The sequence below is a fragment of the Bacillus sp. RSS_NA_20 genome (genome assembly GCF_020165915.1).
Lineage (GTDB): Bacteria > Bacillota > Bacilli > Bacillales > Bacillaceae > Bacillus > Bacillus altitudinis.
Genome location: NZ_JAIUKW010000005.1, coordinates 1,406,377 through 1,426,666, shown reverse-complemented (window position 1 = coordinate 1,426,666; position 20,290 = coordinate 1,406,377). Strand labels below are relative to the sequence as shown.

Below are 20,290 nucleotides of genomic sequence, written 5' to 3'. Positions count from 1 at the left end.
TTATCAAAAAACAATTATCATTTGACAACTAAAAAAGAGAGGTGTATGCTTTTGGTTATCAAATGATAACTAAAGGAGCCAAGCCATGAATGTACTCATTATTTATACTCACCCCCATCACAATAGTTTAAATGGTGCTTTTTTTAAAGAAATCCTAAAGGGCAGTGAAGAAAATCCAAACGTTCAAGAAGTGAGAATCATCGATTTATACCAAGACAAATTTGATCCTGTACTTATTTTTAATGAAGAGAAAAAAAGACGTGATATGCATAAGGACCCTGAGATTCAAGAATATCAAGAGAAAATCAAATGGGCAGACAACATCGTGTTTGTTTATCCGATTTGGTGGGGGCGGCCGCCAGCCATGCTGCTTGGTTTTATTGATCGCATGTTTGCAGCGAACTTTGCTTATCGTCAAACAGGCGGGCTGCTTCCAGAAGGCTTGTTAAAAGGAAAGAGGGCTGTATGTGTTTCGACAATGCAAGGACCGACCCACTATCCTTTCTTCTTTTTGCAAAATGCTCACAAAATCTTAATGAAACGAGCTCTTTTACAATATGTCGGGATTAAACCGGTGAAGTTCTTTGAATTTGGCATGATGGAAAGTCCGAAAGGGAAGCATGACGTGAAATTAAAACGGATATACAACTATTTTCGGAATATCAGCTCATAAAACCACATTCCTTGAGTCACTTTTCTTCTAATTTGAACCTGTTATGTCTTAAAATGACAGAGAGAGTGAGTGACTCATTCTCTTTATGTGAAAAGGGGGATATGGATGAAGAAAACATTGTTTAAAGATGCGGCTCTTATCACACTTGATCCATCTGTAGGTTTTCTGGAGAAGGGAGATCTATTAATTGAAGGGGCACATATTGTAGAAGTCGGACCTTCGATTGAAGCAAGTGGTGCCGATGTTGTGGATGCGTCTGACATGGTCATCATGCCAGGGCTTGTGGATACCCATCGTCATGTGTGGCAGTCTGTCATACGGGGAATCGGAACAGATTGGTCTTTGCAAACGTATTTGAGCAAAATTTATTATGGCAACTATGGGGCGATGAGACGTCCATCAGATGATCGAATTGCTAATTATTTAGGCGCATTAGAGGCATTAGATGCAGGAGTGACCACGTTTTTCGACTGGACGATGATCAATTCTATGGATCATACAGAAGAACTCATTGGAGGTTTAAAAGATGCGGGTATTCGAGCGGTCTTTGGTTTTGGTACCTCTGGAGATGCAGCGTATTGGGACAGAGAGAGTACGCTCACGAATATGGAAGACGCAGCCCGCGTGAAACAAAAACATTTTCAATCATCGGATCAGCTGTTGACGATGGGACTTGCCATTCGTGGACCTGAATTTTCTTCATGGGAGACGACCGTCTTTGAAATTGAAACAGCGAGATCACTAGATGCATTATGCAGTATGCACATTGGCTTTGGAAATTGGGGAGCAGCGGATCGATCGATTGAGCGACTTCATCAAGCAGGGCTGCTCGGGCCTGATTTGAATATGGTGCATATCAATGCAATTGATGCAGATCAAATGAAGATGTTAGCTGACAGCGGAAGCTCCATCTCGATTACACCTGAGATTGAAATGATGATGGGACACGGATATCCTGTCACAGGGCTTGCTATTGAAAATGGCGTTCTGCCAACGCTTGGTGTAGATGTGGTGACAGCGACAGGAGGAGATTTATTTGCCCAAATGAAATTCGGACTACAGGCGGAGCGAGCGATTCAAAATCAATCTTTATTGATGGAAGGGACGATGCCGGGACCTGAACTTGGATTGTCTGCTCAGCAAATGCTTGAAGCAGCCACAATAAACGGGGCTCGTGCCTTGAAGCTTGATGACAAAATCGGCTCACTCACACCTGGAAAAGAAGCTGATTTTATCTTGATCGATCGGACAAGCATGAATCTTCTTCCGATGACAGATCCAGCTGGGGCAGTTGTGCAAACGGCACACCCTTCAAATGTTGATTCTGTCTATGTGGCTGGAAAAGCAGTGAAACAAAATGGGAAGCTGGTTGGAGTGAACTTAGAAGAGGTCAAACAAAAAGCTTATGCGGCAAGAGATCACATTTTATCGCATCAGTTTGAATCAACAAAATGACGTGCAATATCCCCATAGGCCACTGCCTATGGGGAATACTTTACAACGATTCTTTAATGACTTTTTTATAATATTGGACAGATAGGAATCCGAAGACGGAGTATAAAACGGTATAAATCGCCATGACAATCAGCATAGGTGTCCACAGTTCGCTACCAAATAAAAACCAGCCAGATTGTACAGCAAAGTAGCTGTGCAAGAGCCCAACGAGAAGCGGAATGCCAAAGTTGAAAAGCTGTTTGAGCCGAATGCCTTTTAAGAGATCTGTCTCCGTAAAACCAAGCTTACGCAGAATCGTGTATGAGCTTTGTTCCTCTTCGCTTTCATTCATCTGTTTGAAGTATAAAATACAGCCTGAGGTCACAAGGAAGCTGAGGCCTAAAAATCCGACTACAAACATCATCAATCCGATGGTTTGTTTTTGCTGCTGAGCTGAAGCCAATTGAGACATGCTGTTGTCACCTAGTTTTAAAGAGGTAAACACATCATTCGCTTGTTCAAGGTTTTGATCATCTTTTATATTGACTGCGTGATATTGATTATTCTCAATCTGAAGTTTAGGATCTTTCTGCTGGTCAAGCTGATCAAAGACACTTTGACTGACGACAGCAACAGGTAGACCACCAAACGTAAAGTTGTAAGAAATGAGGTAATCTTTCTTCATATCAATGACCTTTAAATCAAGGGGTTTCTTAATAAGTAGTTTCACATCTCCTGAACTTTGAATCGGCATGAATTTCTTCAATAAATCACTGTAGCCGCTTAAGATGACTTCGTTGCTTTTCACATGAATATTTGGTGCGTTTTTCTCACTGATCACAGGTAGAGTTAAGACGCCTGGATCATTATTCATATTTTTAATCTCTGAATCCATGATCTTTTTTGCGTCAAACTTCGCTTGAATGACCTTGAACTGCTTTGTTTCATACGCAATATGTTTGTCAGAAAGTGCACGAGTGAAGGTATCGGTATCTTTCTCAGAACCCATGACGAAATGTGATGGGATCTGTTGTTCAGCGGTTTTTTCTGCTGAGTAATAGGAAATGTAGCTTAAAGATAACAACCCGATGGCAAGCGCAGATACCGTTGTAATAATCGTTAAAAGCAGTGCGTTTGATTTTAACCGGAACATAATAGATGACAGAGACAGGACTTCATGAATGGCGAGATAGCCATTTTTTCGTTTGCGTACGATATTGGCAATGAACGAAACAGAGCCTTTATAGAAAAGAAAGGTACCGATAATGACAGAGGCTAGAATATAAATCATCGCTAAAAGTAACGCAAGCATGGACGTATATGTGCCGGTAAAAAGCTGAGAAGAAATATAATAGCCTGAGCTGATGAATGCAATGCCTAGAACCCCAATGATGATTTCAAACACAGAGATTTTTTTCACACGCTGTTCTGTAGAAGACGTGGTTCTAAATAAAGATAAAATCGTCTGTCTATTAATAAACCATCGATTTCTTAACATAATTAATCCATAGATGACGAAAAAGACGATCAGTGTCTGCAAAAGGGCCATGCCTGAAAAATGCAGGTTGGCGATGGCGTTCACGCCGGTTACTTTAAATAGCACCATCAGCATGAGTTTTGAACCGATAAATCCAGCTATGATACCAATAGCCATGGAGACCACGTATAGGATAAAGTTTTCTGCATTGAGTAGTTTGGCAATTTTTTGTTTCGTCATGCCAATGAGCTGCAGGAGACCTATTTCTCTCCCTCTTCGTTTAATAAAAATGCTGTTCGCATATAACAGGAAGATTCCAACAATGGCAATGAGTAGTACTGAAGCGGCTTTAATCGACGCACCGCCCTTAATGGACCCCTTTACATCATCAAGTGCTGGTGAATACTGCAAGGTGACAAAGGAAAAATAGAGCGCTACACTAAATACAAGTGCAAACACATATAAATAGTAATTTTTTAAGTTTTTCTTCAGATTGCGGAAGACGAGCTGATTAATGTTCATGCTTCACACCGCCTAAAACACCTTGCGTTTTCATAATATCCTCGAAAAACATCTTTCTCTCTAGTGCGCCTTTATTCAATTGTGTATAGATCTGTCCATCTTTGATAAAAATCACTCGTCTTGAATAACTGGCTGCAACAGGGTCATGCGTCACCATGACAATGGTTGCTTTGCGCTTGTGATTGAATTCTTGCAGTTTGTTCAGTAAGTCAGAAGCAGATTTGGAATCAAGTGCTCCGGTTGGTTCATCAGCAAAAATGAGGCTTGGTTCATGAATAAAGGCACGTACCGCAGATGTCCGTTGCTTTTGTCCACCAGACAATTCATTTGGATATTTGTCTCTTAGTTCATAAATCCCCATATCCTCTGCAAGCTGTTGAAAGCGTTCAAAAGCTTCTTTTTTAGGCGTTTTAGAGATGGATAATGGCAAGAGGATGTTCTCTTTAACCGTGAGTGTATCAAGTAAGTTATAATCCTGAAAAACAAAGCCAAGCTGTTTCTTTCTAAATTCAGCGAGCTGCTGATCTTTCATTTGCGTCATTTCTGCATCTGCGATCCGAATCGATCCGCTGGACACATGATCAATCGATGACAATACGTTCAAAAGGGTCGTTTTCCCCGAGCCTGATGGCCCCATGATGCTGACAAATTCTCCAGCTTCTATCGTCAAATCAATGCCTTTCAGCACCTCTTGTTTATTGAATTTATTTCCATAGCTTTTATATAATTTGCGAGCTTCTAAAATGTTCATCTGTCGAACCCCTTTTTTATTTAATTGATATCTCTAGTATAAAAAGAAGCTGACCAGACTTCCTGCGATTTGGCGAACAAAACAGACGTGCATGTGACATTGTTGTCACATGCTTGTTTTATATGTCAAAGCCTTATGTAGAATTCAGATTGTTATTCAATTATTTTATCTGTTTTTCGCTATGATGTATCAAATTTCTTGTTTTTTTCTGATGAACCTTTACAGAGTATGTGATTTCATGTAAGATATGCATATCAAATATATGCATAGTAAATCTATGTATTAGAGGTGACGATGGATGAAAGTGAGTAAAGAGCTTCTAAAGGGGAGTACTGCTACCCTTATTTTAAGCTTGCTAAATGAAAAGCCAATGTATGGATATGAAATGATTAAGCAATTAGAGTCGAAATCCGAAGGAATTTTTAGCTTCAAAGAGGGGACGATATATCCTATTTTGCACACTTTGGAGGGGAAAGGATTCATTGTGTCTTACTGGGGTGAAGGGAATGGCAATCGAAAAAGGAAGTATTACCGGATTAATGAACAGGGCAAAGCGTTTATGAAGGAAAAGAAAGAAGAATGGACTGTGTTTAAAGATGCAGTAGATGGCGTTTTGAACGGGGAGAAAGTCGTATGGGACTAGAGAAAAAGTTTGAACAATATATCAAAAATGTGTGTAAACGAATCAAAAATAAAGACGTACATGCAAGTATAAAGCTTGAGCTTCGTGATCATTTATACACGCTGAAAGAGGAAGCGGTCAGTGCGGGCATGTCAGAAGAAGAGGCGGTAGATCAAGCGCTCGATCAAATTGGAGATGCAGCCATACTCGGAATGCAGCTTCATGAAACACACAAAACTCAAGTTGACTTTAAAACGATACTTCTTGTATTAGCTACTTGTTTATTTGGGCTGTTTGTAATGTATTATTTTCAGTTTCATTCTCATTTACTTCATTTTCAAGACACGAATATCTTTTATAAAAGTCTCATTTACTATGTATTTGGTCTTGCGTTGATGCTTGGACTGTTTGCTTTTGATTATCGGCGCTTTTTACCCTATTCATGGCATTTATACATAGGAACGATTGGAATGCTGATTCTTACAATGATGATTGGGACAAGAGTGAACGGTATTCTCTTTTTAAGCTTAAATAATGGATCGATCAATCTGACTGAAATTTTTCCATTTCTGATGATTATTTCGTTAGCTGGCATTTATCAATCTTGGAATTGGAAGAATGGTTTCAAGTCCTGGCTAGGGTTAGCGATTGTCACTTTACCCATTATTTTATTACATATAGTCGGATCTCTTTCTGCAACCATCACCTTTATGGTCATATGCATAACGATGATGTATGTATCTCATGCAAGAATGAGACAGCTTATTCCGTTTACAGCAGCAGGTATTGTCTATCTCATTGTTCAATTATTTTCTCTGTATCAAGCTGATATGGCCCACTTTTACCAATACTCACTTCATGAATTTAGCTCAAATGGTTTTCAAATAAATCCGTACGCATTGTATGATGTTCACACTGATTGGATGTTGACGTATATCATTTATTCATTCGGATGGTTTGCAGGATTGGCCGTTCTTATGTTGTTTGTGACTTTGATTTATAGAGTAGTTCATACAGCGAAACGAGTTCAATCTGCTTATGGCAAAATATTAATGATTGGTTTGGCAACCACATTTGCAGCAAAATTTATCTTAAGTATTTTCACAAACTTTGGATTATTGCCTATATCAGGAGTTTCCATGCCTTTTATGAGCTATGGGGGATCTCATATTCTTCTAGAAATGATGTCAGTCGGGCTGCTAATGAGTATTTATAGAAGGAAACAGCTAGGAGAAATATGCCGTGAAGTAGCGTGATATGGCTGTATAAAATCACCCAATCTCTTCAATGCATCGTTGGATGAAGAGATTGGGTTTCTTGAACTGTATGTTCACATGCTTGCAATATGCACAAAATCATTCTTTTTCGGAAAAATAAAGGTGAAAGTTGTCCCTTGATCTAATGTGGAGTTGACCTCGATCGTGATATGAAGAGCGTCAGCTCCCTTTTTTGTTAAATAGAGCCCCATGCCTGTGGAGGCCGTGTCATTGTGATGTCTTGTGGAGGTAAAGCCTTTTTCAAAAATACGGGACACGTCTCTTGGGTCAATTCCTCTGCCTTGATCTGTGATGGTGAGCACCACTTGTTCGTTCATTTGTTTGCTTTCGATGATAATGTCAGATGATTGGCTGTACTTGACGGCGTTTGTCAGCACTTGTCTGATCATAAAGGATAACCATTTTGTATCACTTAATACATCTCGCTCTTCTAATAAAAGGTCAAAGCCAATTCCTTTTTGCATACACCACGATTGGAGCGCTTTGATTTCTTTCGTTAGCATGTTTTGGAGATCCAGTTTTTCAATAAATAAATCATTTTCAATATGTTGGATCCTGCTCTGATGCAGCTGTGCATCAAGGAGTAAATGTATTCTAAGCCATTCATAGGTCATATTTGATTTGAGCGGCTGTTCTGTTATGCGGTCAATCATTAAGTGCATCGCCGTGAGCGGCGTTTTCACCTCATGTATCCATGAGAGCAGTTCATCTTTTTCTTCTTCCAGCGCAGTCTTTTGCTTAGCCGTCATCTGGCGGTATCGGTCGATTTGCTCTGACGCTGCCTCCTGTACAATTTGTTCAAAGGGGGAAGAGGGTTTGAGACGCATTTGATGGTCTATATTTTCATCCCATTCTTTCAGTTGCATGTAATAAGCAGTTTCTTTCCGGTAACGAAAAAAAAGAAAAACAATGAAGAGTAATGTAGACAAAAGCACGATATAAAAAAGAGAAGCGAGTGGAATCGTTGTATCCAAATATGCAACAAAGAGAATGAGAAGCTGCAAACTAAGAAAGAACAAGATCCAGCTTCTTCGTTCTTTTAGAAATGCTTGCAGCATCATTGATCATCCTTTTCTTTTGCAAGATAACCTTGACCCACCTTTGTTTCAATGAAGGCGCCAAGGGAGATTTCGTCTAGTTTTTTTCTAAGGCGGTTGACGTTTACAGTGAGTGTATTGTCACTCACGAATCGTTCATCGTCCCATAAAGCTTGGATGAGAGATTCCCTTTTGACGATATGATTTTTATGCTGAATCAATTCTTTGAGAATAAAAAACTCATTTTTGGTTAATTCAATCTCACCGTTTTCATTTGTCACTGTATTATTTTCGAGATCAAGGGTAGCGCCGCACCAGACTTTTAAGTTGGCTGGTTCCGCATTATAATCATGGACTCGTCGAAGAACAGCACTTACTTTGGCGATGAGAACGTCAAAGTGAAAGGGCTTTTGTACAAAATCATCAGCTCCAAGCTGCATCGACATGACCATATCAGCAGGATGATCACGAGAGGAAAGAAAGATGATGGGCACATTAGAATGATGCCGAATCATCCGGCACCAATGAAAGCCATCGTACTTTGGTAGCTGAATATCAATAATGACTAAATCAGGCTGGATGGAAGTGAACTCCTGCATGACCTGTTGAAAATTGTTGATCCCATACACATCATAAGACCAGTTGACTAAACGTTCTTTGATTTCTTGGAAGAGGGTTGTATCATCCTCAATCAGCAAAATTTTAAACAAAACGAGCACCACACTTTTTGAATTACTTGTACATCATTGTAGCGGAAAATAGGCACTCCCGCTAGAAGCAGACAGCAAAAAAGCAAGGGAAGAGATCCCTTGCTTCGGTTTATTTACCTAAAAAGTGCTTTTTAAAGAATGATAATTGATATTCAAGTGTGAGTGGGTCATTAAAGTAAAACTCTTCCGCATTTGCTTCATACACACGATGTTTTTTCACAGCAGGAATGGACTTATAGATTTCACTGTTTTGATAGGAATTGTCCATCTCGCTGTTTTTGCTAATGATCATATAGTCTCCGGCAAATTCAGGGATGACCTCTTGTGATACCGCGTAATAACCAGCTTTTAATGCTTTTTCTTTTACTTTTTCAGGCATTTTTAGTTTCATTGCTTGGTAGAGGATTTCTGTTCCGCGACCCCATGCATCTCCAAAGACGTAAAGATCTTTTGTGCCGCTCTCAAAGACAGATACGGTTGCATCTTCACCGATTTTTGCTTTGATTTCTTTGCCAGCTTCAGCTGCGCGCTGTTTGAAATCCTTGACCCATGCTTTTGCTTCTTTTTCTTTGTTTAAGACTTTTCCAATTTCAATATGCTGCTGAAGGTAATCGACTTTGTTATACGTGAATAAAACGGTAGGGGCGATTTTTTTCAGTTTTTCTACATTTTTTGCACCGCTTAAACCGATGATGACATCAGGCTTTAGCTTCATGATTTTTTCCACATTTTCATCGGATACTTCTTCCACATTTTTTAATTTCTTTTTGAAACGTGGATTCTTTTTTGACCAAGAGTCAACACCCACAAGGTTCACACCAAGTGACAAGACATTTCCTGTATAAGAGGCGAGAACAACAACACGTTTTGGATTTGCTGGCAGCTTCACAGGTCCATTTTCAGATTGATATGTAATCGTGTCCGATGACGTTGATTGCTTTCCTTTATTTGAGGAAGAGTTGCTGCTATTGCCACATGCGCTCAACGCAAGTACGAAGATGAGCATCAGAGGGAACAATATTTTCTTCATGAATGTAGACTCCTTTGAAATCGGCACATCAGCCGTGTATTTGGTTGTGTGAGTGATAATGATAATTATTATCACTCAGATATCATACCATAGAAGTGAGGTTTGTTGTCAATGATATTTTAGCAGTGGATAGAGGAATTCTGATAAAAAGAAAAAAAGATCAAGGCAGTGTCTGACCTGATCTTTTTTCTTATTTAAACCAGCCTTTTTCTTTGGAACGAGTAATGGCTTCAATTCGGTTTTTGACTTCTAGTTTATCTAAAATAACGGATATGTAGTTTCGGACAGTGCCACTTTTAATGCTGAGTTCCTTGGCGATTTCTTTTGTGTTTTTTCCGTCTGCGACGAGTTCTAGAACCGACTTTTCTCGTTCAGTTAAAGGATTTTCGTCGCTATACAAGTCTTCCATTAATTCAGGGGCGTACACCTTTTTCCCTTTCATCACGCTTCGGATGGCACTTGCTAAATCCTCGCTTGGGCTGTCTTTCAGCATGTAGCCGCTAACGCCAGCTTTCAGTGCTCTTTGAAAATAGCCAGAACGAGCAAAGGTTGTTAAAATGATGATCTTCACATCAGACTTTTTGAGTTCTTCAGCGGCATCGAGCCCAGATTTTCCTGGCATTTCAATATCCATTAAACAAATGTCGACCGGGTGTTTTTTAGCAAAATCTATGGCGTCCTGGCCGTTTGTGCCTTTTCCAACAACCGTCATATCGTCTTCTAAATCGAGAAGCGATCCAAGAGCACCGAGCAGCATTTGCTGATCCTCTGCGATAAAGATGTTAATCATTTTATTTCCTCCTTATCTTTCGCTGCTGAATCATTTGGAATGCTCATGATCAGCTTCGTCCCGTCTTTTGTTTCAATGTGCAGGCGTCCATTTGCAAATTCCAATCTTTCTCTAATTCCTACAAGGCCATGTCCCTTCGTTTGAGAGGAGGGAGGACGGCCTTTAAATGTGCCGTTATCCTCAACTGTAATGACAGCTTCCTTTGACTTTTGATGAATCGTAATTTGACAGACAGTGGCATCGCTATGTTTGACGACATTCGTCACGGCCTCTTTGATGCACATGCTCACAATGTTTTCGTTCAGAAGAGAGATGTGTTTCGGCGCTTCCTTTTCATCATAAATCATGTCAATATCGGCGGCTTCAAGGATTTGCTTGATGTTCAATATCTCATCTTTGATCCGAATGCCTTTCATGGAAGAAACAATTTTCCGCACTTCATTTAGAGACGTTCTAGCTGTCTGCTGAACACTCTTTAGTTCGGCACGAGCCTGTTCAGGATCTTTATACACGAGCTTACGGGCAAGGTCACTCTTTAAACCAATAAGAGAGAGTTTTTGTCCAAGTGTATCATGCAGGTCACGAGCAATGCGCTGCCTTTCTTCAATTTTGACAAGATCGGCGATCCGCTCATTGGCATATTCTAATTTCTCTTCTAGCCGTTCACGTTCCTTTCTGCTTCGAATGCTAAGAGGGAGGAGGATGGCGCTGATCAGTGTAATCACGACAAACGGAATTTGCGTGAGAAACCAGCCCTTTTTTAAGATCAGGCTAAAGTTCACCGCTACGGCAGCGCTCGCTAGATGGATATAGTATAAGATATAGAAAGGGACTTTTCTTTTGATATGCCCGTTGAAATAGGCGATACAAAAAGCAAAATAAATGTAGCTGTAGAGCATCACATAACCAGTCGAAATGGCGATTAATAGAAGGCCGAATACATATAACGACCAGCCCTTTGAGACAAAGGCAAAACGGTAGACCGCAAAAAAAACGACGTTTAAAATAATGCCGATCACAATGCCTAAAGTCGAAGGGGTCTTAAAGATAAAATAAAAGGGCAGGATGAAAAAAATCGCCCAAATATATGGGGAAATCCCATGCAGTTTTTGAATTTTAAGTTGTTTTTTCATCCGTGATTCACCTTTTTCATTTTTTCAGTCTTTTTCACTACTTTATCAAATTGAACAGATGAGCGCATCCTGCAAATACAACAAGCTCCTTCTATTGTAAGAAGGAGCTTGCGCCAATTATGCATTCTTCTTCAGAATGTCTCCTTTTATGACAGGTGCGGGCATCTTCTTAGATTGCCGTGCTTCTTTAAAGGTAACGAATGCTTTCGTTTCTTCATCCCAAAGTCTAAATTTCATTGATTCGATACTTGTTTTTAAAGTGATGGTTGGCACATTTTGAAGCGGCTCACTATGATCATGTGCATGCTCCAAGTGATAATTCGGCACCCTCGGACTTAAATGATGAACATGGTGATAGCCGATATTGCCTGTTAACCATTGAAGAAGCTTTGGCAATTTGTAAAAAGAACTGCCTTCTACAGCTGCCTGCACATAATTCCAATGTTCATCTGCTTCAAAGTAAGAATCTTCAAATGTATGCTGCACGTAAAACAGCCATACGCCGATTGATCCTGAGATCAGGAAGATTGGACCTTGGACAAGCAGGAACTCCTGCCAGCCAAAAAGAAGACACGTTGCAGTTGCTAGCGCAATGATGCTCACGTTTGTGAAATACGTGTTCCAGCGCTCTTTTTTACGAGCATTTTTGACGTTGAAACGGTTTTTTAAGAGAAAAACAAAGATCGGTCCTAAAATAAACATCACAAAAGGATTACGGTAAAATCTGTAGCGAAACTTCGTCCAAGCTGATGCTTCTTGATATTCTTTGACTGTCAGGAGCCAAATGTCGCCAGTACCTCGTTTGTCTAGATTACTGCTTGTGGCATGGTGAATTGAATGATCTCTTTGCCATTGAAGATAAGGGAAAAGGGTGAGTACGCCCGTTACAAAACCGAACAGGTGATTCAGCGGCTTTTGTTTAAAAAAGGATTGATGGCAGCAGTCGTGAAAAATAATAAAGACACGTACTAAAAAACCAGCTGCAATAACCGCAAAGAAGAGGGTTAAAAGGTAGGAGATGTTCAGGCTATAATAGGCAAGAAACCAAAGCCCCAAAAATGGAATGAATGTATTAAAGAGTTGAATGATACTTTTTTTCGAATTAGCACCAGAGAATTGGCCAACTTGTTTTCTTAAAGTGGCTTGCTGCTGTGTGTTGGTTGAAGTCGTCATGAACGTTCAAGTCCTTTCCGTTTCTTTCTACTTCAAAGTATAGAAGGAAAGGTGTCATGCTCATAGTAGCACCCATCATGTATTCAATATGACATTTGTCATGTTGGACGCGGGAAAGGCTGATGGTTCAAGGGTTGTAAGCTTATTTTATTTTAAATAAAAAAAGTAAAGGCGCTTAGCCTTCACTTTTTATGCACGTGCTTCATGTACTTTTAACTGCTTGCCTTTAATGGTTGTGTGGCGCATGGCTTTTAGCACAAGAGGGCCTTTGCCATTTAAAATATCTACATATGTTTTCGTTTCCTGAATGGTAATAATCCCAATGTCATCGAACGCAACGCCATCTATTTTGGCGATCGTTCCAACGAAATCAACTGCCCGAAGTTTCTTTTTCTTCCCGCCGTTAAAATATAGCTTCATAATATCTTTCTCTATGCCGGCCTGCTTATTTTCCTTTTGAATCGGTGTTTCAATTTTTTCTTCAAAGCTTGCCACATGCTGTTCTGCTTCTTCTTTTGTAGGATAAGGCTGAATTTGAAAATGAATACCAGCTTCCTCTTTTAATTCTTCAATAAGCGGCTGCCCGTGCCTTGTCATAAACGCAATCGTTTTTCCGCTTTTACCCGCTCTGCCAGTTCTTCCGGTCCGGTGAATATAGCGTTCTTTTTCATATGGCAAGTCGTAATGAATGACATGTGTCATATCACTGACATCAATTCCTCGGGCTGCAATATCTGTTGCGATCAAATAACGGAATTCCCCGTTTTTGAATTCATCCATGACAGCAAAGCGATCTTCTTGCCTCATCCCGCCATGAATCTTATCGCAAGGAACATCCCACTCATCCAGCTTCATCGTCAGCTCATTCACTCGCTCCTGCGTATTGCAAAAAATGATACAGCTATCTGGATTTTCAATGACAATCGTTCGTTGAAGTAATGAAAACTTGCCTTCTTCCTCGGTTTCAATCAACGTGTGGGTGATTTGCTGCTTCGTCGTTTCCTCCCGAGCAATCTCTATCACTTTTGGCGATTGTAAAAACTGCTCACTCAAATCCTTCATTTCATCAGACATCGTCGCTGAAAATAACATCGACATCCGCTTTGGCGGCAGATGCTGAATAATAGAAGAGACTTGATCAATAAATCCCATGTTCAGCATTTCGTCTGCTTCATCTAACACAAAAAATGACAGATTGTCTAAAGAAAGTGTCCCTTTTTCAAGGTGATCCAATATTCGTCCTGGCGTTCCGCACACAATGTGGTTCTTTTGTGCAAGCTCTATTTTTTGTGCTTGAAATGGAGCTTTTCCATAAATGGCGGCTGCTTTGATTCGTTTAAATCGTCCGAGGCTAGTCAGATCCTGTTTGACCTGCATGGCAAGTTCTCTTGTTGGGACGAGGATGAGGGCTTGAGGTTTATTCTCAGCCCAATCCACCATTTCACAAATTGGCAGACCGTAGGCTGCTGTTTTGCCACTGCCTGTCTGAGCTTTGACAATGAGGTCCTGCTTTGAAAAAGCAACGGATAATGTCTCGTGCTGGACGGGTGTAGGTGTATGGAAATGAAGCGCTTCTAGCGCTTGTTTCAATTCATCGCTTAATGGATATTGATCAAAATGTTGTAATGGCATCGTGTTCTCCTTTTCGTACATGTATACTTGTGACATCATACCATATCTTTTCAAAGACACCATGACCTTGAATGAAAAGGCATGAAAAAAAGCCCCATAAAGGAGCTTTTCAATGATTAAAGGAATCTGCGTTTTACTTTTTCCCAATAGGAGTTATCTTTTAATTTGACCGTTTTGATCACTTTACCAGAAAGGCCAATGTCAATTTGTTTGACATGTTTTGTACCTAGCGCTTCGTTATCAAGACCGATAATCGGATGGTCGTTACCGTCCTGAACAACCTTTAGTGTCAGCTTGCGATCACTGCTTAAAATGAAAGGAGCTCCAAGTGTACGGTATGAGTTGTTATTCAGCGATGCCAGCTCGGTTACTTGCATACACGGAAGCATCGGATCCACCACGGCGCCGTTGACAGATTTATTGTAGGCCGTTGAACCGGTCGGAGTGGAAATAATCATCCCGTCGCCTCTAAAGGTTTCAAAATGGAAATCATCTATATACACATCGATGACAAATGTTTTAATGATGCTAGAGCGGATCGACAGTTCGTTTAAACAATGGAACTGGTTTGTACTGTCAACGCTTACATCGATGATCGGATATTTTCTCACTTCAATTTGTTCAGTGTTCATGGCATCAATCATTTTATCAAAATGTTCTAACGAAAAATCGCAGTATAGGTGCGAATTCTCTGTTTTTGATACCCCTACATACAAGCAGTCATCCCGGAAGTTCGTTTTGCGGACCGCTTGAAGAAATGTACCATCTCCACCAATTGAAGCAATGATATGGGCATCTTCTGCACGCTTTACGACGTGAAAGCCTTGATCGGTAGCGAGCTTCTCCAGAGAAGAAATGTGTCCATCCAATTCATGATCTTTTTTGTAAAAGAAAAATACATTGCGACGATTGTCTGTCATTGACGTTCTCCCCTTTGTTGTCAAAAATAGATTTCGAGTAGTAAAGGGCTTACATAAAAACCCTTGCTCACATTTTACACTTTTTTCATATGAAAGTAAAAATATTAGAAAGACGCTTCATCATGATAGAGGCTTCCATTTGAGAAATGAGTCATTGTAAGTGATTAGACAACGCTGACTTTGAGCATAATTTAATAGCTCATTTTGGAGGCTAGAGAGGTCTGGGCGTTTCGTTGTGGAGATGATCTGAGCTATTAGATGTAGAAAGAGGATAAAATAACCAATTTTTCGTCATGATGAGCAAATGATAGAAGATGTAAAGTTGATCGTCATTTCACATCGGTGCTATCATATGTTGAAATGAAATGTAAAAAAACCACAGTTCCTGTGAAACATTTCATGTGTGTATTCGTATGAACGAAGTGAGACAAAAAGGAGGAGAAAGAAATGAATGCGAAAAGATGGGTAGCCTTAATCATTGCACTTGGTGTTTTCGGCTTTTCGATTGTGATTAGTATCACGACAGCCTTGTTTGAAAGCTTCAATGATAATAAGATGAGCTATCAATTCGGGGACGAAATCGAAGAAAAGGTACTAGAGGATGGAAGCGGAGCGAGTAAAATTGCTGTACTTGAGATTAATGGCACGATTCAAGATAACGGCGGAGCATCCAGCCTTCTAGGCGGGGAAGCATATGATCATCGTGCGTTCTTAAAAGAATTAGATAAAGCAAAAGACGATGCGTCTGTGAAAGGTGTCTTGCTGCGCGTCAACTCTCCTGGCGGCGGTGTCTATGAAAGTGCTGAAATACATAAAAAATTAGAAGAAGTAAAGAAAGCGAAGAAACCAATTTATGTTTCTATGGGTTCAATGGCGGCTTCTGGCGGCTATTATGTATCCACTCCAGCGAAAAAAATCTTTGCTTCACCTGAAACGTTAACAGGCTCTCTCGGGGTCATCATGCAAAGTTTGAATTATGCAAAGCTAGCAGATAATTTAGGCATCAAATATGAAACCATTAAAAGTGGAAAATTCAAAGACATCATGTCCCCAAATCGTGATATGACAAAAGATGAGCGTGCTATCATGCAAAGCATGGTTGACAACTCTTATGAAGGCTTTGTGAAAGTCATCTCAGAAGGACGTGGCATGTCAAAACAAGACGTCAAGAAAATTGCTGACGGCCGAATCTATGACGGAACACAGGCGAAATCGAACGGATTAGTGGATGAGCTTGGGTACTATGAAGATGCACTAAAAGCAATGAAGAAAAATGAAAAAGGCTTAAAAGGAGCAACAGTAATCAGCTATTCACAAAGCTTTGGCTGGAACTCTCTTTTCAATATGAGTGCAAGCAAGCTCTTTAAAAGCGAAATTGATTTTCTGAACTTAAAAGAAACACTGGCTGGCTCAAATGGGTCTAAACCGATGTATCTCTATTCAAAATAAAGGAGGGATCATAGATGGATTCTACATTCGATGAAGTAACGGAAAGTCGCAGCCAAGAGGGAGAATCAAGGCCGACTCTTGCGAAGCGCACTTCAATTGAAGCGCAGGCTTTTGCAGGTTTCTGGATTAGATTTTGGGCATTTATCCTAGATTGGCTCGTCGTATGGGGTGTTAACCATTTGACGGTTTCTCCAATCTTTAGTCTTTTTGGCTGGTCAAAAGGTGGAGGTTGGTTTTCCCCATTTTCCGTCACAACCACAATTGTCTTTCTGCTTTATTTTGCGATCATGACGAAGATTTTCCAACAAACACTTGGAAAGATGGTGTTTGGAATCAAAGTCGTCTCACTTCAGCCGGAGAAGAAGCTGTCATGGGATGTCATTTTCTTTAGAGAAATTGTGGGGCGATATATTAATACGCTTTTTGTTCTCTATGCTGTGGTTGGGTTCACGCCGAAAAAGCAAGGGGTTCATGACTACTTTGCAGATACGGTGGTTGTTCATGAACATTTATATGAAAAAACAGAATCAAACGCATAATCAAAGAGAGTTTGGCCGGGTACCGGTCAAACTCTTTTTTGTGTGATTGGGTATAAAATCCAGAAGGAGAGCCATAATCGTAGAGGAAGCATCATTTGTTATGGAGGAAGTGAGCACAGTGCTGTACGTTTGGATTGCCGCTTTTTTGTTCCTTGTGATCTTATTGATCTTTATGAAAGTGACCATTTCACTGGACTATTCACATGCAAATGACAATGACCATATTGCGGTGAAGATCATCACCTTATATGGAATCGTCAGACTGAAGAAAGACATTCCGATGGTGAAAGTGAATACGGAAGATCAAACGATTGATATTCGTGAAAAGAAAATGGCCAGCACCAAAACGCCGAGTCAAGAAAAAGAAACCATGCATAAAAAAGTGGGAAAACGTGATGTAAAGGAAATCCTTCATCAAATGGAGCGTATTACAAAAGAGATTGTCGATCTAAACCGGATCATGCGAAAGTTCTTCATTCATATAAAAATCGTCTCATTTCACTGGTCCACCTGGATTGGTTTTCATGACGCAGCTTTAACAGGTGTAGCAGCCGGCGGTGTGTGGTCAGTCAAGGGAGCACTTCTTGCCTTTATGCAGGAGCATCTCACCTTTAAGCACAAACCCGTCTATGAAGTGATTCCCGCTTTTCAGCACAATGTGTCACAGACACACTTTGCATGTATAGCTTATTTTCGGATTGGACATGCTATGCTTGCAGCCATTCGATTACTTGTCCATTGGTTAAAAGGGAGAAAGGCGAGAAAAAATGCCTCTCTTCAAGCAACGAAGAATGAATCATCTGTTTAAGGAGGAACCCGAAAATGGCAGATCATCCAATCCAAGGTCTGATGAAGACAGCGATGGAAAACTTAAAAGAAATGATTGATGTGAACACGATCATCGGCGATCCAGTCGAAACCCCTGACGGCAGTGTCATTCTCACTGTGTCAAAGGTTGGTTTTGGATTTGCAGCCGGCGGCAGTGAATTCAACGGTAACCAAAAGAAAGAAAAACGGTCTGATGAACAAGAACGAAAAGAACCGAGACTCCCATTTGGAGGCGGAAGCGGTGGGGGAGTATCGATTACACCAATCGCCTTTTTAATTGTGGGAACAAATGGCGTACGAATGCTTCATTTGGATGAACACACACATCTGCTCGATAAAATATTGGATTCTGCTCCTCAAGCAATTGAACGTCTTCAGCACATGTTTAAGAAGGATGAACGGGAGCATCGTCACAAAGAACGAAAACTAGATGACATAGACCTTTAAAAAGTTAGCTGCCCTGCAGTTAACTTTTTTTTCAAAATGGACGATTAGGCTTTGCAGTTTTTTGCTTTCTCTACTATGATAGAACCATACATTTGATAAGGGAGGAATTGTTTTGGCATCGATCACATTTAAAGGGAGCCCAGTAACGCTTGTAGGAAATGAAGTGAAAGTAGGCGAGCAGGCTCCAGATTTCACGGTATTAACGAACTCACTAGGGGAAGTTTCACTTTCTGATTTAACAGGAAAAGTGACGATTATCTCAGTGATTCCTTCTATTGATACAGGTGTGTGTGACGCACAAACAAGACGTTTCAATGAAGAGGCAGCCGGCTTAGGTCCGGTCAATATTTATACCATTAGTGCAGACCTACCATTTGCACAAGCACGCTGGTGCGGAGCAAACGGAATTGAAAATGTCGAAACATTATCTGATCATAGAGATATGTCATTTGGTGAAGCGTTTGGTTTATATATGAAAGAATTGCGTTTATTGGCGCGTGCGGTCTTCGTATTAGACCCAAGCGGAAAAGTGGTTTACACTGAGTATGTAAGCGAAGCAACCAATCATCCAAATTATGAAAAAGCCATTGAGGCTGCGAAATCACTGTTATAAAAGCAGCATCGACAAGAGCTCCGGCTTCATACTGGGGCTCTTTTCAATGAGAACATCTAGCTTTTAACAAAGCGAGGAGAGAAAAGCATTGCAGAAAGATCAAGTGAGTACGATTTTTGAGCTGCTCGATACAGCTTCAATTCGTTTAAAAAAGGAACAGAACATTTCCTATATTGAAGCATTGGCAGAAGCAGGAGAAGCCTTTTTCCAGGCAAATGATCGAAATGGTTTACTAAAAGATTTAATAGAGAAAGCAGATTTCGCCTCTTATGATCATGAGCAGATTCGTAAAGCGTTTCAGCTCGCCGTATTAAAAGGACAAAAGGATATTTCACATCCAAACCGGCAGATGACACCTGATACAATTGGTCTGTTTGTCAGCTATTTGGTCAATAAATTTTTAGAAGGACAAAAAGAGCTGGTTGTCTTTGATCCAGCAGCGGGAACAGGGAATTTACTGCTTGCGGTCCTCAACAATGTAACAGCAGAAACAACACGCGGTTTTGCCTCTGAAATTGATGACGTGCTCATTAAAATTGCGTGGGCACAAGCGAACTTAGAAGAAAAAGAAGTAGAGCTTTTCCACCAGGACAGCCTTGAGCCGCTTCTTATCTCACCAGCAGATGTTGCTGTATGCAGTCTTCCTGTCGGGTATTATCCAAATGATGAGCGCGCTAAAGACTATGAATTAAAGGCAAAAGAAGGTCATTCCTTTGCGCATTATTTATTCATTGAGCAAAGTCTTCGTTACACGAAAGAAGGCGGCTTCTTATTCTTCATCATTCCAAACGATTTGTTTGAAGGAAAAGAAAGCGTACAATTAAAGGATTTCATCAAAGAACATGCATATATGAATGCGTTAATTCCGCTGCCAGTCTCTATGTTCAAAGACAAAAAGCATGCCAAAAGCTTATTTGTGATGCAAAAGAAAAAAGAGGGGCTCGAAGCACCGAAACGTATGCTATTTGCCAATCTGCCATCTTTCTCACAGAAGGAAGCAATGGTTGGCGTCATGAGAAAATTAGACCAATGGTTTATAGAAGAAAAAGAAACGAAAGAATAGCCAGAGTGATGTCTGGCTATTTTATTATTCAGAAAATAACGACTTATTGATGTAAGCGGTAACAGTTCGAAGGTGTACTTGAAATGCAAAGTTTTCAATGTTTAAATGAAAAAGTCAGATATTTTTCGGACTTATCGTTAAACTATAAAAGACCCGTTCAAACAGGTTGA

Annotated in this window: 20 protein-coding genes; 10 read left to right on the top strand and 10 right to left on the bottom strand. The window is 40.3% G+C overall.

Annotated elements, in window-relative coordinates; all coding sequences use genetic code 11:
• Nucleotides 1–85: 85 nt before the first annotated feature.
• Nucleotides 86–673 carry an NAD(P)H-dependent oxidoreductase gene (locus tag LCD32_RS12915; RefSeq protein ID WP_008343104.1) on the top strand — a complete coding sequence of 196 codons (588 nt, stop codon included), beginning with the start codon at nt 86–88 and terminating at the stop codon, nt 671–673.
• Nucleotides 674–778: 105 nt separating this feature from the next.
• A complete protein-coding gene (locus LCD32_RS12910; protein ID WP_224563918.1) occupies nt 779–2,128 on the top strand; it encodes an amidohydrolase family protein in 1,350 nt (449 codons plus the stop codon).
• Nucleotides 2,129–2,168: 40 nt separating this feature from the next.
• Here LCD32_RS12910 and LCD32_RS12905 read toward each other — a convergent pair whose 3' ends face one another.
• Together LCD32_RS12905 and LCD32_RS12900 are read right to left on the bottom strand one after the other, a co-directional pair.
• A complete protein-coding gene (locus LCD32_RS12905) occupies nt 2,169–4,106 on the bottom strand; it encodes an ABC transporter permease (RefSeq protein WP_224563915.1) in 1,938 nt (645 codons plus the stop codon).
• The gene (locus LCD32_RS12900; RefSeq protein ID WP_007501759.1) at nt 4,096–4,857 is read right to left on the bottom strand and encodes an ABC transporter ATP-binding protein; all 762 of its coding nucleotides are present in this window, start codon (nt 4,855–4,857) and stop codon (nt 4,096–4,098) included. Before LCD32_RS12900 ends, LCD32_RS12905 begins: the two co-directional genes overlap by 11 nt.
• Nucleotides 4,858–5,155: 298 nt before the next feature.
• On the opposite strand from LCD32_RS12900, the gene LCD32_RS12895 reads away from it, so the two are divergent.
• Both LCD32_RS12895 and LCD32_RS12890 read left to right on the top strand, forming a co-directional pair.
• Nucleotides 5,156–5,500, top strand: coding sequence for a PadR family transcriptional regulator (locus LCD32_RS12895; protein WP_079919532.1), 345 nt, complete (start codon nt 5,156–5,158; stop codon nt 5,498–5,500).
• Nucleotides 5,491–6,735, top strand: a complete 1,245-nt coding sequence (locus tag LCD32_RS12890; RefSeq protein WP_046344207.1) for an FtsW/RodA/SpoVE family cell cycle protein — start codon at nt 5,491–5,493, stop codon at nt 6,733–6,735. The genes LCD32_RS12895 and LCD32_RS12890 overlap by 10 nt, the downstream gene beginning before the upstream one ends.
• Nucleotides 6,736–6,809: 74 nt before the next feature.
• On the opposite strand, the gene LCD32_RS12885 is transcribed toward LCD32_RS12890, so the two are convergent.
• The 8 genes from LCD32_RS12885 to LCD32_RS12850 form a co-directional block, all read right to left on the bottom strand.
• On the bottom strand, nt 6,810–7,814 hold the full coding sequence (locus LCD32_RS12885) for a sensor histidine kinase (protein ID WP_019743716.1): 1,005 nt from the start codon (nt 7,812–7,814) through the stop codon (nt 6,810–6,812).
• Nucleotides 7,814–8,503, bottom strand: coding sequence for a response regulator transcription factor (locus tag LCD32_RS12880; RefSeq protein ID WP_025207787.1), 690 nt, complete (start codon nt 8,501–8,503; stop codon nt 7,814–7,816). Before LCD32_RS12880 ends, LCD32_RS12885 begins: the two co-directional genes overlap by 1 nt.
• A gap of 109 nt (nt 8,504–8,612) precedes the next feature.
• The gene (locus LCD32_RS12875; RefSeq protein ID WP_025207786.1) at nt 8,613–9,533 is read right to left on the bottom strand and encodes an iron-hydroxamate ABC transporter substrate-binding protein; all 921 of its coding nucleotides are present in this window, start codon (nt 9,531–9,533) and stop codon (nt 8,613–8,615) included.
• Nucleotides 9,534–9,723: 190 nt separating this feature from the next.
• Entirely contained in the window at nt 9,724–10,323 is a 600-nt protein-coding gene (locus tag LCD32_RS12870) for a response regulator transcription factor (RefSeq protein WP_035391139.1), read from the bottom strand.
• Complete coding sequence (locus LCD32_RS12865) at nt 10,320–11,456, bottom strand: sensor histidine kinase (protein ID WP_224563912.1); 1,137 nt, start codon at nt 11,454–11,456, stop codon at nt 10,320–10,322. The genes LCD32_RS12870 and LCD32_RS12865 overlap by 4 nt, the downstream gene beginning before the upstream one ends.
• A 117-nt stretch (nt 11,457–11,573) precedes the next feature.
• Nucleotides 11,574–12,629: a fatty acid desaturase gene (locus tag LCD32_RS12860; protein WP_007501745.1), complete on the bottom strand. Its 1,056-nt coding sequence runs from the start codon at nt 12,627–12,629 to the stop codon at nt 11,574–11,576.
• A gap of 189 nt (nt 12,630–12,818) precedes the next feature.
• The gene (locus LCD32_RS12855; protein ID WP_108611311.1) at nt 12,819–14,261 is read right to left on the bottom strand and encodes a DEAD/DEAH box helicase; all 1,443 of its coding nucleotides are present in this window, start codon (nt 14,259–14,261) and stop codon (nt 12,819–12,821) included.
• 116 nt (nt 14,262–14,377) lie between these two features.
• Nucleotides 14,378–15,181: an NAD kinase gene (locus LCD32_RS12850; RefSeq protein ID WP_008343132.1), complete on the bottom strand. Its 804-nt coding sequence runs from the start codon at nt 15,179–15,181 to the stop codon at nt 14,378–14,380.
• Between the two features lie 447 nt (nt 15,182–15,628).
• On the opposite strand from LCD32_RS12850, the gene sppA reads away from it, so the two are divergent.
• The 6 genes from sppA (at nt 15,629) to LCD32_RS12820 (ending at nt 20,120) form a co-directional block, all read left to right on the top strand.
• Nucleotides 15,629–16,630, top strand: coding sequence for a signal peptide peptidase SppA (sppA, locus tag LCD32_RS12845; protein ID WP_050827550.1), 1,002 nt, complete (start codon nt 15,629–15,631; stop codon nt 16,628–16,630).
• A 14-nt stretch (nt 16,631–16,644) separates the two neighbouring features.
• Nucleotides 16,645–17,169 (top strand): RDD family protein, encoded by a 525-nt coding sequence (locus tag LCD32_RS12840; protein ID WP_007501737.1) that lies wholly within the window; start codon nt 16,645–16,647, stop codon nt 17,167–17,169.
• A 100-nt stretch (nt 17,170–17,269) separates the two neighbouring features.
• Nucleotides 17,270–17,977, top strand: a complete 708-nt coding sequence (locus LCD32_RS12835) for a DUF2953 domain-containing protein (protein WP_017367840.1) — start codon at nt 17,270–17,272, stop codon at nt 17,975–17,977.
• 14 nt (nt 17,978–17,991) lie between these two features.
• Complete coding sequence (ytfJ, locus tag LCD32_RS12830) at nt 17,992–18,444, top strand: GerW family sporulation protein (protein ID WP_007501733.1); 453 nt, start codon at nt 17,992–17,994, stop codon at nt 18,442–18,444.
• A gap of 112 nt (nt 18,445–18,556) precedes the next feature.
• Nucleotides 18,557–19,057, top strand: coding sequence for a thiol peroxidase (gene tpx / locus LCD32_RS12825; protein ID WP_007501731.1), 501 nt, complete (start codon nt 18,557–18,559; stop codon nt 19,055–19,057).
• Between the two features lie 88 nt (nt 19,058–19,145).
• On the top strand, nt 19,146–20,120 hold the full coding sequence (locus tag LCD32_RS12820; RefSeq protein WP_224563910.1) for a class I SAM-dependent methyltransferase: 975 nt from the start codon (nt 19,146–19,148) through the stop codon (nt 20,118–20,120).
• Nucleotides 20,121–20,290 lie beyond the last annotated feature (170 nt).